Annotated in this window: 12 protein-coding genes; 6 read left to right on the top strand and 6 right to left on the bottom strand. The window is 62.8% G+C overall.

Annotated features, from left to right (window positions below):
• Positions 1-157: 157 nt before the first annotated feature.
• Genes HS968_RS21825 through HS968_RS21815 form a run of 3 tightly spaced genes read right to left on the bottom strand, consistent with a single transcriptional unit; the run spans position 158 to position 1600 of the window.
• The gene (locus HS968_RS21825; protein WP_182368659.1) at positions 158-466 is read right to left on the bottom strand and encodes a DUF2388 domain-containing protein; all 309 of its coding nucleotides are present in this window, start codon (positions 464-466) and stop codon (positions 158-160) included.
• 7 nt (positions 467-473) lie between these two features.
• Positions 474-1361, bottom strand: a complete 888-nt coding sequence (locus HS968_RS21820; protein ID WP_182368658.1) for a polyprenyl synthetase family protein — start codon at positions 1359-1361, stop codon at positions 474-476.
• On the bottom strand, positions 1358-1600 hold the full coding sequence (locus tag HS968_RS21815; protein WP_074682510.1) for an exodeoxyribonuclease VII small subunit: 243 nt from the start codon (positions 1598-1600) through the stop codon (positions 1358-1360). The genes HS968_RS21820 and HS968_RS21815 overlap by 4 nt, the downstream gene beginning before the upstream one ends.
• A gap of 239 nt (positions 1601-1839) precedes the next feature.
• Between HS968_RS21815 and HS968_RS21810 the strand changes: the two genes are divergently transcribed.
• Entirely contained in the window at positions 1840-2982 is a 1143-nt protein-coding gene (locus HS968_RS21810) for an IS481 family transposase (protein ID WP_182371612.1), read from the top strand.
• Positions 2983-3056: 74 nt separating this feature from the next.
• Here the strand turns inward: HS968_RS21810 and HS968_RS21805 are convergent, their stop codons facing one another.
• Positions 3057-3824, bottom strand: a complete 768-nt coding sequence (locus HS968_RS21805; protein ID WP_179572145.1) for a sulfite exporter TauE/SafE family protein — start codon at positions 3822-3824, stop codon at positions 3057-3059.
• Positions 3825-3971: 147 nt separating this feature from the next.
• On the opposite strand from HS968_RS21805, the gene pcaQ reads away from it, so the two are divergent.
• The 5 genes from pcaQ (at position 3972) to HS968_RS21780 (ending at position 8467) form a co-directional block, all read left to right on the top strand.
• A complete protein-coding gene (gene pcaQ / locus HS968_RS21800; protein WP_182368657.1) occupies positions 3972-4904 on the top strand; it encodes a pca operon transcription factor PcaQ in 933 nt (310 codons plus the stop codon).
• A 127-nt stretch (positions 4905-5031) separates the two neighbouring features.
• Complete coding sequence (gene pcaH / locus HS968_RS21795) at positions 5032-5751, top strand: protocatechuate 3,4-dioxygenase subunit beta (protein WP_119694433.1); 720 nt, start codon at positions 5032-5034, stop codon at positions 5749-5751.
• A gap of 154 nt (positions 5752-5905) precedes the next feature.
• Positions 5906-6514: a protocatechuate 3,4-dioxygenase subunit alpha gene (gene pcaG / locus HS968_RS21790; RefSeq protein WP_182368656.1), complete on the top strand. Its 609-nt coding sequence runs from the start codon at positions 5906-5908 to the stop codon at positions 6512-6514.
• Positions 6504-7526 carry a cell division protein ZapE gene (zapE, locus tag HS968_RS21785; RefSeq protein WP_238338873.1) on the top strand — a complete coding sequence of 341 codons (1023 nt, stop codon included), beginning with the start codon at positions 6504-6506 and terminating at the stop codon, positions 7524-7526. The genes pcaG and zapE overlap by 11 nt, the downstream gene beginning before the upstream one ends.
• Positions 7520-8467: an AEC family transporter gene (locus HS968_RS21780; protein WP_119694436.1), complete on the top strand. Its 948-nt coding sequence runs from the start codon at positions 7520-7522 to the stop codon at positions 8465-8467. The genes zapE and HS968_RS21780 overlap by 7 nt, the downstream gene beginning before the upstream one ends.
• 8 nt (positions 8468-8475) lie before the next feature.
• Here HS968_RS21780 and HS968_RS21775 read toward each other — a convergent pair whose 3' ends face one another.
• Complete coding sequence (locus HS968_RS21775) at positions 8476-9072, bottom strand: MarC family protein (protein WP_119694437.1); 597 nt, start codon at positions 9070-9072, stop codon at positions 8476-8478.
• Positions 9073-9114: 42 nt separating this feature from the next.
• Positions 9115-11901 carry a hybrid sensor histidine kinase/response regulator gene (locus HS968_RS21770; protein WP_182368655.1) on the bottom strand — a complete coding sequence of 929 codons (2787 nt, stop codon included), beginning with the start codon at positions 11899-11901 and terminating at the stop codon, positions 9115-9117.
• Positions 11902-12206: the final 305 nt, after the last annotated feature.

Raw genomic sequence — 12206 nt, 5'->3', positions numbered from 1 at the left:
TCTTAGGTGGCTGGGCGCGCGGGTAAAGCAAGCCTTATGCGGCGATCATGCGGTCATAGATGACAATGATGGAGCAGGCCGGCCATCGCGGCTGAAGCCGCTCCCACAAGAGCGGCCTAGCTGCATCGCCTAGGTTTTCAGGGGCGCCCGAGCCGATTCAGCGCAACGAGGCGATGGCCAGTGCGACCTGCATGTCGCTGCTATCTGCATCTGGCTGGTCGCGGCGGTACTGCCGCAGCGCGCTTTCCAGCCGTGCGCCACGAATGTCGCCGGCCGAGGCGACGTAGGCCAGGGCATCTTCACGGGCGCTCTGGTAGGGCTGCAGTGTATTGCTGGTGGAGGCGGTGATGCCGGCGGTACTGAGGCTGCTGCCCACGGTGAAGTGGTCGGTCGAGTTGCCTTGCCCGTCCATGCCCCAGGCATGGCTGGCGCTGAGCAGGACGAGCAAGGCGAGGGCTCGCTTCATGGATTGATCAGCTGCGCCGCTCGACGATGTAGCGGGCCAGCTCGCGCAGCGGTTCGGCGCTGTTGCCGAACGGGCGCAGCACGTGCAGGGCCTGGTCGCGCAGTTCCAGGGCGTAGTCCTTGGCAGCGTCGAGGCCGAGCAGGGCGGGGTAGGTGGGTTTGTCGTGGGCTTCGTCCTTGCCCTGGGTCTTGCCCAGGGTGGCGGTGTCGCTCTCCACGTCGAGGATGTCGTCCTGAACCTGGAAGGCCAGGCCGATGGCGCGGGCGTATTGCAGCAGGGCCTTGCGCGCCAGTTCGTCGGTGCTGCCGCTGGCCAGGGCACCGAGCGCCACGCTGGCCTCGATCAAGGCGCCGGTCTTGTGCCGGTGCATGACTTCCAGCGCTTGCTGGTCGAGTTGCAGACCGACTGAGCCGAGGTCGATGGCCTGGCCGCCGACCATGCCGGCAGGGCCTGCCGCACGGCTCAGCAGTTCGATCATCTGCAGGCGGACTTCCGCATCCTGCGGGTTGCGGCGGCGGTCGGCGAGTACCTCGAACGCCAGGCTTTGCAGCGCATCGCCAGCGAGGATTGCGCTGGCTTCGTCGAAGGCCTTGTGCGTGGTCGGCTGGCCACGGCGCAGGTCGTCGTCGTCCATCGCCGGCAGGTCGTCATGCACCAGCGAATAGGCATGAATCAGTTCTACTGCGCAGGCTGCACCGTCGGCACGCTCGAGATCACCTTCGAGGGTTTCGCAGGCGGCGTAGACCAGCAGCGGGCGTACGCGCTTGCCGCCATTCATGACGCTGTAGCGCATGGCCTGGTAGAGCCGTTCGAGTTCTGTGCGCGGTGCTTGGAACAGCTGTTCCAGGGCGGTATCGACGCGGGTCTGGCAGCGCTTCTGGTACGCCGCAATCATGCGGGTTCGTCCGTGTCGAAGGGCGCTGCCTGCAATTCACCGTCGCGCTCCAGCAGAATCTGCACCTTCTGCTCGGCCTGAGCCAGTGCTGCCTGGCATTCACGGGTCAGGCCGATGCCCTGCTCGAAGGCAGTCAGGGAGTCTTCCAGCGACAGCTCGCCGCTCTCCAGGCGCTCGACCAGAGTCTGTAACTCGGCGAGGGAGTGTTCGAAGTCGGGAGCGGCTTTCTTGCGGGCCATGGTGCGGGTTCTCGCTGATTCTGGAACGGGCGCGACACTAGCAGAGCCGCGCCACTCGGGCAAATCAGCAGGCCCGGGAATGTGCTTCGGGGTTGGGCCCTGCGTAGGGTGCGCTGTGCGCACCAACAAAACCGCGATGGTACACACAGTGTTCAGCCGGGGGACATAGGTAACGGGTGTCGGGAGACATAGGTAACGCATTTAGGCTTACGGTGTTCATCGAATTGGGAGATCGAATGATGCCGTGGCTGGAGCGAAGCACTATGTCGATAAGGCGAGAGTTTGTTCTGCTGGCGGGGCAGCCCCAAAGTAATGTGCGGGAGCTCTGTCGGCGGTATGGCATCAGTCCCAGAACTGGCTACAAGTGGCTGGCTCGGTACCGTGAGCAAGGCGATGCAGGCTTGCAGGATCGATCTCGGCGTCCTCTGAGCAGTCCAGGGCGTAGCGATCCGAAGCTGGAACAAACGGTGGTGCAATTGCACCACCGCTATCCCTATTGGGGCGCTCGCAAACTGCGAAGCTTGTTGATGACTGCAGCTATTGATCCGCCTCACCACAGCACCATCGACGCAATCCTCAAGCGCTACGATTGCCACGTCCTCTACCACAATGAACAGTCGCAAGCGCCGGCTAACCGCCGTTTCGAGCATCCCAACCCGAACGACCTCTGGCAGATCGACTTCAAGGGTAACGTCCCCCTCAATGATCGCCGTTCGCCTTGTTGTCATCCCTTGACCCTGCTGGACGATCACTCGCGCTTTTCGCTCTGCTTGCAAGCCTGCCAGGGAGAGCGACTGGAACTGGTCAAACCACATCTGATCGAGGTTTTCCGTCAGTACGGCTTGCCGCTGCGTATCACCGCCGACAATGGGCCGCCTTGGGGTTCGAATATTGCCGGTGGGCTATCGAAGCTGGAGGTTTGGCTGATGCGGCTGGGGATCGAAGTCAGCCATAGCCGACCTCATCATCCACAGACTCAGGGCAAGCTGGAGCGCTTCCACCAGACACTCAAACGCGAAGTGCTGCATCGCGCGTTCAGCGACTTGCAGCATTGTCAGCAAGTGATGAGCCGTTGGCGAGACGAGTACAACCATTACCGTCCGCATGAAGCACTTGATCAACGGCCGCCCATAGAGCGCTATCGGCCAAGTCCACGAAACTACCCGGAGCAACTGCCAGCCATCGAATATGAACCGGGAGATCACGTTGTAAACGTACGTCAGACCGGGCAGGTGTATTTCAAAGGGCTCAACGTCTTCGTAAGCGGAGGTCTGTATGGAGAGAAGGTCGCCATACGCTCAACCGCTGAAGAGGGTGTCTACGATGTGGTATTCATCCGCAAAACGCTGCGTCAAATAGACCTGAGGCAACGGGCAACATGATCATCAACCTGTTACCCATGTCTCCCGACAGGTGTTTACCATGTCCCCCGGCTGAACACACCACACCCTACGGCCTATCCCAGATAGGTGCTCCAGAAGTAGTACAGGGTCATCGTGCTGCCGACCAGGATAACGAAGCTGCGCAGCAGCGCAGGTGGCAGTTTTTCGCCCAGTGCGCCGCCGACATAGCCGCCGATGGTGGCGCCGGTGAGCAGGATGGCCAGCTCGTACCAGCTGACCCGGCCAGCGATGATGAACGTCAGCGTGGCGATGCTGTAGATCACAGCGGAGATCAGGTTCTTCAGGGCGTTGGCGCGGGCCAGCGGGTGGCCTTCGATGGAGAACGCGGCGAGCTGCAGGATGCCCATGCCGGCACCGAAGTAGCCGCCGTAGATCGACACGCCAATGTGTGCGCCCAGCGACAGTGGCGTGTGCGGCGGGTGCTCGAACACTTTGCGGCGTGCGGCCAGCCAACGACCCAGCCAGGGGCTGGCAGCGAACAGTGCGGTGGCCGCGAGCAGCAGCCAGGGAATCAGTACGCGGAACACATCATCGCCCCCGGCCAGCAGCAACAGGCCGCCGAGCAGGCCGCCGGCCAGGCCGGCCAGCAACAGCGGAATCAGGTAGCGGCCCAGTGGTCGTAGCGACGCTCGCGCAGCCCAGGCACCAGCCAGGCTGGCCGGCCACAACGCCACGGCGTTGGTGGCGTTGGCGGTAACCGGTGGCAGGCCGGCAGCGAGCAGCGCAGGGAAGGAGAAGAAGGTGCCGCCGCCAGCCAGGGCATTCATGCCCCCAGCGGCGAAACCGGCGAGGGCCAACAGCAGCAGATCAGGCACGGACATGGGGCATGGCTCGCACAAAAAAGGTGCAGCATAGAGCTGGCTTCTCGGTCAGCCAAGTCCTACCAAAGTGGCGAACCTGCCAATTGCTGTCTGTGCCGTGTCTGTGCTTTGCGGCATCATCGCGGCATCTGCTCACCGGTGCCTGCGATGAACATCGACACCCGAATCAAATTCCGCCACTTGCTGTGCTTTCTCGAAATCGCTCGTCAACGCAGCTTCGCCAAGGCAGCCGATGCGCTGGCGGTCAGCCAGCCGGCGATTTCCAAGACGCTCAAGGAGCTGGAAGAAATCCTAGCCGCCAGTCTGTTCGAGCGCGGCAAGAGCGGTGTCAGCCTGACGGCTGCCGGTGTGGCCTTCATGCGTTACGCCGGCCCTTGCGTGCAGGCGTTGCGCGATGGGGTGAACAGCCTGCGTGAAGGCGAGCACGAGGCCGGGCAGGTGCGCGTTGGCGTGCTCTCGACGGTGGAAAGCCTGCTGATTCCCGAGGTGGTGCGGCGCCTGCATGAGCGCCATTCGGCGCTGGTGGTCAGCGTCGCCACCGGGCCGGGAGCCTACTTGCTGAGCCAGTTGCGCGTCGGCGAGCTGGATCTGGTGATCGGCCGCATGACCGACAGTCCGGATATCCAAGGCCTGACCTTCGAGCATCTGTACAGCGAATCGATGACCCTGGTGGTGCGCCCCGATCATCCGTTGCTTGCCGCTGGTGATGAAGCGCTGGGGCAGCTGGGCGATTACCCGCTGGTATTGCCGACAGCGGGCACCACCATTCGCAAACACGCAGACAGTCTGTTCGTGCAATGCGGGGTAACGCCTTCGCGCCAGCGCCTGGAGACCCTGTCGCCGGCACTCAGCCGACGCTACGTGCTGTGTAGCGACGCGCTATGGGTCGCGCCGCAGGACTCGGTGTGCCTGGACGTGCAGCGTGGCGAGCTGGCCGAACTGCAGTTGCATGTGCGCGAGCCCGGTGGCTCGGTGGGCATCTGCCGCAATGGCGCTCTCAGCTTGCCGCTCGCCGCAGAGCGCTTCTGCGATGTGCTGCGCGAGGTGGCGCAGGCCTACCGCGAGGGCGCTTTTCCATAACCATTTGGTTATGTGTTGGCGGCGTCTTTTCAATGTTCATCCAGGCAGGTTTGGCCGAGACTGCGCCAACTCCCTGGGGAACCTGCACCCTGGGAAAACTCCACAATAGCCATAACAGGAGTGCAGCATGCCTGCCGAGGACAACCGTCGCTTTGCCATTCGCGACCGCAACTGGCATCCGAAAGCCTTCACCCCCGACTACAAGACATCCATCGCCCGCTCGCCTCGTCAGGCGTTGGTGAGTATCCCGCAGTCGATTTCCGAGACCACCGGCCCGGACTTCTCGCACCTGAAGTTCGCCGAGCACGACAATGATCTGCTGCTCAATTTCAACAACGGTGGGCTGCCCATCGGTGAGCGCATCATCGTCTCCGGTCGGGTGATGGATCAGTACGGCAAGCCGATTCCGCATACCCTGGTGGAAATGTGGCAGGCCAACGCCGGTGGCCGCTACCGGCACAAGAACGACCGCTACCTGGCGCCGCTCGATCCCAACTTCGGCGGTGTCGGCCGTGCGCTGACCGACAGCGAAGGCCGCTACATCTTCCGCACCATCAAGCCCGGGCCCTATCCGTGGCGCAACAACCCCAACGACTGGCGCCCAGCGCACATCCACTTCTCGCTCAATGGCCCGTCGATTTCCACGCGTCTGATCACCCAGCTGTATTTCGAAGGTGATCCGCTGATCCCGCTGTGCCCGATCGTCAAGTCGATCGCCAACCCGGACGCTGTGCAGACGCTGATTGCCAAACTCGACATGAGCACGGCCAATCCGATGGATTGCCTGGCCTACCGCTTCGATATCGTGCTGCGTGGCCAGCGGAAAACCCATTTCGAAAACAACTGATGAGCCGCCCAGGATCTGCTGCGCGTCGGCTAGACGGCGTTAAAAACGGCTTCGGAATGCTCATTTACTACTCGTAAACTGCGCTTCCTCAGCCCTTTTTGCCTTGTCTGGCTCTAGCTCGCGAGATCCTGAGCAGGCTCATAGGAGGAAGACCATGCCTGTTGAACTACTGCCGGAAACCCCCTCGCAGACCGCCGGCCCCTACGTGCATATCGGCCTGGCTCTTGCCGCTGCCGGTAACCCGACCCGCGAACAGGAAATCTGGAACCAGATGGCTCGCCCTGAAGCTCCGGGCGAGCACATCGTGCTGGTCGGCCACGTCTATGACGGCAATGGCCACCTGGTGCGCGACGCCTTCCTCGAACTGTGGCAAGCCGACCATCAGGGCCATTACGACGAGGACTACGACCAGAGCAAGGCCTTCAATGGCTTCGGTCGTACTGCCACCACCTTCGATGCTGGCAGCGAGTGGTTCGCCTACACGGTCAAGCCCGGTGTGGTGAACAATGCCGCTGGCGTGCCGATGGCGCCGCATATCAACGTCGCCCTGTTCGCCCGTGGCATCAACATCCACCTCAATACCCGCTTGTATTTCGAGGACGAAGCCGAAGCCAACGGCAAGGATCCGGTACTCAACCTGATCGAGCAGCCGCAACGCCGAGAGACGCTGATCGCCAAGCGTTGCGAAGTGGATGGCAAACCGGCCTATCGATTCGATATCCACATCCAGGGAGAGGCTGAGACGGTCTTCTTTGACTTCTGAGTTGCATGCACAGGCCGTGCGTCTGATCGAGGCGCGCGGCCTGCATCTGGATGACTCGCAGCAACGGATGCTCGCTCGCCTGGCCGGCTGGCTGCAGGCGCGCATTCGGCCGTCTGCCTGGCGACGCCGGCCTGCTGCCGGGGCCTACCTCTGGGGTGGCGTCGGACGTGGTAAGAGCTTGCTGCTGGCGGCGCTGTTCGAGGCCGCAGCAGTGGCCAGCAAGCGCCGCGTACATGTTCACGCGTTGCTGCAGGAAGTGCAGCAACGCATGCTGGCGTTTGCCGGCCATGCCGATCCGCTACAGCGGGTGGCCGACGAACTGACCAGCGAAGCCCGCCTGCTTTACCTCGACGAATTTCACGTTCATGACATTGGTGATGCGATCCTGCTTGGGCGACTGTTGCAGCCGCTGATCGAGCGCGACTGCATCCTGCTGTTCAGTTCCAACTATGCGCCGGCGCAGTTGTGTCCCAATCCGCTGTATCACAGTCGCTTCAAGCCCTTCGCTGATCTGTTGCAACGGCGGTGCCTGGTACTGCAGATGGACGCTGGCCCCGACTATCGCGCCTGCAGTTCGCGGCACTGGGGGCGCTATATGAAAGGCCCGGCGGCTCTGCTGGAGGCGCGTCTGGCGCATGTGCCGGCCACTTCGCAGTTGCTTCTACAGCGCCGCGCTCTGACACTGCGCGGCATGGATAGGCGAACGGTTTGGCTGGATTTTTCAGCACTCTGCCGGCAGCCATTGGCCAGCGGCGACTACCTGCAGCTATGCCAGCGTTTTGCGCATATCGCCATCGGCGATCTGCCGCCGCTTAAGTACTGTTCACTGGATGAGCAACAGCGTCTGGTCAACTTCATCGACATCGCTTACGACAGTGGTTGTGAGCTCTGGCTGCAAAGCGAGAGCGCGCTCGATGTGCTGTGCGCAGGTGTCTCGCACGGCGATTTTTCCCGTACTCGCAGTCGTCTCGCGCAACTGCGCCAAGAACAAGTGGAGAGCCTGGCATGCTAGCGGTTCTGAGCATTACCGCACCGATCTTCATCCTTATCGGTCTGGGCTTTTTCTCGGCCCGAATCGCTCTGGTCAATCGTGAACAGGTGCGCGGTATGGGCACCTTCGTCATCTACTTCGCCTTGCCCTCGCTGGTATTCAAGGCATTGGCCGAGCGCAGTTTGAGCGAGGTGCTCAACTGGCCGTATCTGCTGGCCTTTGCGTTGGCATCGCTGAGCCTCTTCGGTATCGGTTTGCTGGTAGCACGGCGCTTGCGCGGGCTTGGGTTGTCGCACAGTGCCATCCTGGCAATGGGCATGTCGGTGTCCAACAGCGGTTTCGTCGGCTACCCCATCGCGGTCATGGTGATCGGGCCAACGGCGGCGCTGGCCATGGCGTTGGGCATGCTGGTGGAGAACCTGGTGATGATTCCTCTGGCACTGGCCATCGCCGAAGCCGGCCGGCAGGGTGGGCAGGGCTGGACGGTCGCGCGCGAAACGGCGCTGCGCCTGCTGCGCAATCCGCTGATCATCGCCATCGTGCTGGGCCTGCTGATGTCGATGCTGGAACTGCACCTGCCGACGGTTCCTGCTCGGGTCATCGACATGCTGGCCGCCGCCTCTGCACCGGTGGCGCTGTTCGTCATCGGCGCCACGCTCAACGGCATGAAGACCGGCGGCATGGCGGCGGATCTGGCGCAGACCTCCATCGGCAAACTGATCCTGCATCCGCTGCTGATGTTCGTCGCATTGAGCCTGGTGCCGGGTATCGATCCGATGCTGATGGTCGCCGGCGTGCTGTTCACCAGTGCACCGATGATGAGCGTGTTCCCCATCCTCGGTCAGCGCTTCGGCCTTGAAGAACGCTGCGCCGCCGCCCTGGTGGGCTGCACGGTGCTGGCCTTCTTCAGCGTCAGCGCGCTACTGGTGCTGCTGCGCTGGCAGGGACTGCTGCCGGGCTGAGAGTCCGTTTACAGCGCCAGGTAGTTCTTCACCCCGGTGAAGATGATCTGCGCCGCCAGGGCGCAGACGAACAGGCCCATCAAGCGGCTGACGATCTGCAGGCCCTGGTCGCCGAGCAGGCGCTCGAACTGGTTGGACAGGTACAGCACGATGCCGACGGTGAGGCTGGCGAGGAAGATCGCCGCCACGGCCACCAGTTTGTCGTCCCAGTGCGGCTGGCTGGCGCCCATCAGCAGCAGGGCACCGATGGTGCCGGGGCCGACAGTGATGGGAATGGTCAGCGGTACGATGGTGACGTCCTGCTGCACGTTGTCGCTCTGCACCGCCGACTTGCCCTGGGCCATACCGAGTGCGGAGATGAACAGTACCGAGCCTGCGCCGATGCGGAACGCATCGATGGTGATGCCGAACAGGGTGAAGATGTGCTTGCCGAACAGGTACAGCAGCACGCTGGCGATCAGCGTCGCCAGTGCTACCTTCCAGGCCAGGCGTTTGCGTTCCTTGAGGGTGTAGCCGCGACTGAGGCCGATGAAGCAGGACAGGACGAAGAAGGGGCTATAGAGCACCAGCATCTTCAGGTAGAGGCTGAACATATCGGACGCCATGGCGGCAGGCTCGCAGGAAGGCAGAAAAAGACTAGAAGACCATCAATGTGGCAGGGCGTCACGCTGGCGGCGCAGTTCGCGCTCGGCGATCCAGTGTTCGATCAGCTCGCGCAGCTGTGACAGCTCCACCGGTTTGGACATATGCCCGTCCATGCCGACTGCGCGGGCACGCTCTTTATGTTCGCTGAGAATATGCGCGGTCAGGGCCACCACGGGGGTGCGTGGGCGCTTCTCGGTGGCCTCCCAGGCGCGCAGTTGCTCGGTGGCAGAGAAACCGTCGAGCACCGGCATTTCGCAGTCCATCAGCACCAGGTCGTAGTGCTGCGCTTTCATCGCGTTGAGGGCTTCCTCGCCATTGCTGGCGGTATCGGGCTGCAGGTTGAGCTTGCCGAGCATGCCGCGAATCACTTTGGTGGAGATGCTGTTGTCTTCGGCGACCAGGATGCGGAAGTCGACCGGGACGTTCAGTGGCGTGCTGACTGGCGTCGGCGCGGCCTGCGCTGGCGTATCGTTGGGGCGCTGCGCCAGTTCGTCGGCGAGGGTGGTCTTGAGCGTATAGCCGGCTACCGGTTTGGCCAGGATGCGCTTGATCCCGGCGTTGCGCGCGATCACCTTGCTCGGCGCGTTGCTGATACCGGTAAGCATGATGATCAGGATGTCGTGGTTGAGGCTCGGGTCTTCCTTGATCTTCGCCGCCAGTTGCATGCCGGTCATGCCGGGCATGTCCTGATCGAGCAGCACGGCATCGAAGTATTCGCGCATGTGCGCCTTGGTGCGCAGCAGGGCCAGGGCTTCCTTGCCGGACGGCACTGCGCTGACCTGCAAGCCCCAGGCATTGCACTGCTGCACCAGTACCTTGCGGCAGGTGTCGTTGTCGTCCACCACCAGCAGGCGGGCGCCCTGCAGTGGGCTGTCGAGATCGGCTTCCGGTTGTTCCAGGCGTGCGGCGTCCAATGGCAGGGTCAGCCACAAGGTGGTGCCCTGGTTGCCACTGCCTTGAATACCGAATTCGCCACCCATCAGGCGTACCAGTTGGCGCGCGATGATCAGGCCGAGGCGTCCGCCCAGGCGGGTGGCAGCGAGGAAGTCGCGGCTCTGCAGTTCGGCGGTGAGCAGCGCGTCGCGCTCTTCCGGCGGCAGTGGGCGGCCGCTGTCTTGCACGGCAATGCGCAGGCGATGCTGATCGCTGCTGCTGTCGAGTGCGGCGACCAACAGAATCTCGCCTTCGGTGGTCTGTTTGAAGGCATTGTCGAGCAGGCTCAGCAGCGCCTGGCGCAGGCGCGTCGGGTCGCCGCTGATGACCCGTGGCACCTGCGGCTGGATGAAACTGATCAGTTCCACCTTCTGCTGCTCGGCCTTGGCGCGGAAGATGTCCAGGCAGTCCTCGATCAGCGCGCCGAGATCGAACTGCACGTCGTCCAGCTCGATCTGCCCGGATTCCAGCTTGGAGATGTCGAGAATCTCGTTGATCAGGGTGAGCAGCTCGTTGCCCGAGCTGTGGATGGTCTGCACGTAGTCGCGCTGCTTGGCCGACAGCGGCGTGCCTAGCAGCAGTTCGGTCATGCCCAGTACGCCATTCATAGGGGTGCGAATTTCGTGGCTGATCTTGGCCAGGAACTCGGCCTTGGCCCGCAGCTCGGCGCTGCTGGCGGCCATCGCGGTGCGTTCGTGCAGGGTATCGCGCTGGATCTGCCGTTGACGCTCGGTGAGCGACACGCTGAGGATCAGGCCGGCCAGAGTGGCGACGCTGAATACGCCGAGCACCAGCCAGCCCGGGTTGAGCTGGTCGAAACCCAGCAGCACCGGCACGAAGAAGCCGAAACCGAGGTTGAATACCAGCATGCCAACGGCCACCAGTCGCGCAGGCTGATACCCGGCGCGCCAGTGCAGGCTGGATACCAACAGCAGATTCAGGGTGCTCAGCGCCACCAGCAGGTAGACCAGCGAGCTGAACCAGAACAGTCCGGTAATGCTGATGCACAGGCCATAGGCCAGCAGCAGCAGGGCGTTGCCTTGGAGCAGGCGATTGAGAGGGCTGTGCTGGGCTGGTGTATCCCGTACGAAGCTCAGGCCGAAGGCCAGGCCGCTGAAGGCGGCGAACAGGGCTGATAGATCCGCGATCAGCGATTGGTTGTAGCCAAGGCTCGGCAACCACTGAGCAAAGATGCCGAGGTTGGCGGACGAGCAGATCGCCAGGCCGATGTTCACGCCGGCCAGCCACAGGCCACTGGCGCTACGGCTGTAGAGGAAGCGGATGAGGTTGTACAGGGTCAACAGCAGCAGCGCGCCGAACAGCATGCCATAGAGGTAGGCGGGTTTTTCCAGGCTGACCACTTCGGTCTGATCCATCACCTTGAACCAGGTCATCAGCGGATGGTTCGAGGTGAGGCGGACGTAGGCCACGCGTGACTGGCCGTCGTTGGGCAGCGGCATCAGGTAGAAGCGCGATGGCAGCGGTCGCGACTCCAGCGGCATGGCTTCGCCCGTGTGCAGGTTCTGCTCCAGCTGGCCGTCTCGCAGCAGGTAGTAGTCGAGGTACTGCACCCGCGGGGAGAACACCCAGAGCCAGGTGGGTTGCTGATTGGCCGGCAGTTCGGCGCGCAGCCAGACGGCGTGCTGGCTGGGGGGGAAGGTGAAGGATTGTTTGCTGAGCGGTTTGAACTGCTGGCGCTGGGCGCGTATCTCTTCCAGGCCGAGGCGCGCGCTGGCATCGATCAGGTAGGACCAGTTCGCCGTCGTGACTGCCTTGTCCGCCGCTGTGGCCGGGAAAGCGAGGCCGATCAGCAGTAGGCTGGCGAGTAATCCGATGGCAGTCCTGAGCCGGTGCACGGGCAAATCCTTCTAAGTGAGTCGCCGGATTATAGCCAAGCATATGCTTGGGGAATATGGCGTAGGTGGCCATTTTGCTGGGCCAAGTCGCACGGGATGATGGCGCCGGTTCGCTGTCGGGGCTGAGCTTGACGCGTCCCTGCGCGCTCAAGCAGGCGAGGCCGATCTCTGTCAACTCACGAAGCAATGCGCCACGTTACGGTAGCGTGCCTGTCATTGGCTGCAGGCCAGAGAATTCGGTGGCTAGAGGCATTTTCAGGAAAATGCGCGCATTAGACTAATGTCTAGTGCTGCCTTCGCCATAG

This window comes from Pseudomonas berkeleyensis (assembly GCF_014109765.1).
Lineage (GTDB): Bacteria > Pseudomonadota > Gammaproteobacteria > Pseudomonadales > Pseudomonadaceae > Aquipseudomonas > Aquipseudomonas berkeleyensis.
This window is presented reverse-complemented; position numbering and strand designations above follow the sequence as displayed.

Coding starts and splice junctions, on each gene's coding strand:
- HS968_RS21805 (WP_179572145.1), bottom strand. CDS start 3,824: ATGTCCGTGCCTGATCTGCTGCTGTTGGCCCTCGCCGGTTTCGCCGCT.
- HS968_RS21820 (WP_182368658.1), bottom strand. CDS start 1,361: ATGATTGCGGCGTACCAGAAGCGCTGCCAGACCCGCGTCGATACCGCC.
- HS968_RS21825 (WP_182368659.1), bottom strand. CDS start 466: ATGAAGCGAGCCCTCGCCTTGCTCGTCCTGCTCAGCGCCAGCCATGCC.
- HS968_RS21775 (WP_119694437.1), bottom strand. CDS start 9,072: ATGGCGTCCGATATGTTCAGCCTCTACCTGAAGATGCTGGTGCTCTAT.
- HS968_RS21815 (WP_074682510.1), bottom strand. CDS start 1,600: ATGGCCCGCAAGAAAGCCGCTCCCGACTTCGAACACTCCCTCGCCGAG.
- pcaH (WP_119694433.1), top strand. CDS start 5,032: ATGCCTGCCGAGGACAACCGTCGCTTTGCCATTCGCGACCGCAACTGG.
- pcaG (WP_182368656.1), top strand. CDS start 5,906: ATGCCTGTTGAACTACTGCCGGAAACCCCCTCGCAGACCGCCGGCCCC.
- HS968_RS21780 (WP_119694436.1), top strand. CDS start 7,520: ATGCTAGCGGTTCTGAGCATTACCGCACCGATCTTCATCCTTATCGGT.
- pcaQ (WP_182368657.1), top strand. CDS start 3,972: ATGAACATCGACACCCGAATCAAATTCCGCCACTTGCTGTGCTTTCTC.
- HS968_RS21810 (WP_182371612.1), top strand. CDS start 1,840: ATGCCGTGGCTGGAGCGAAGCACTATGTCGATAAGGCGAGAGTTTGTT.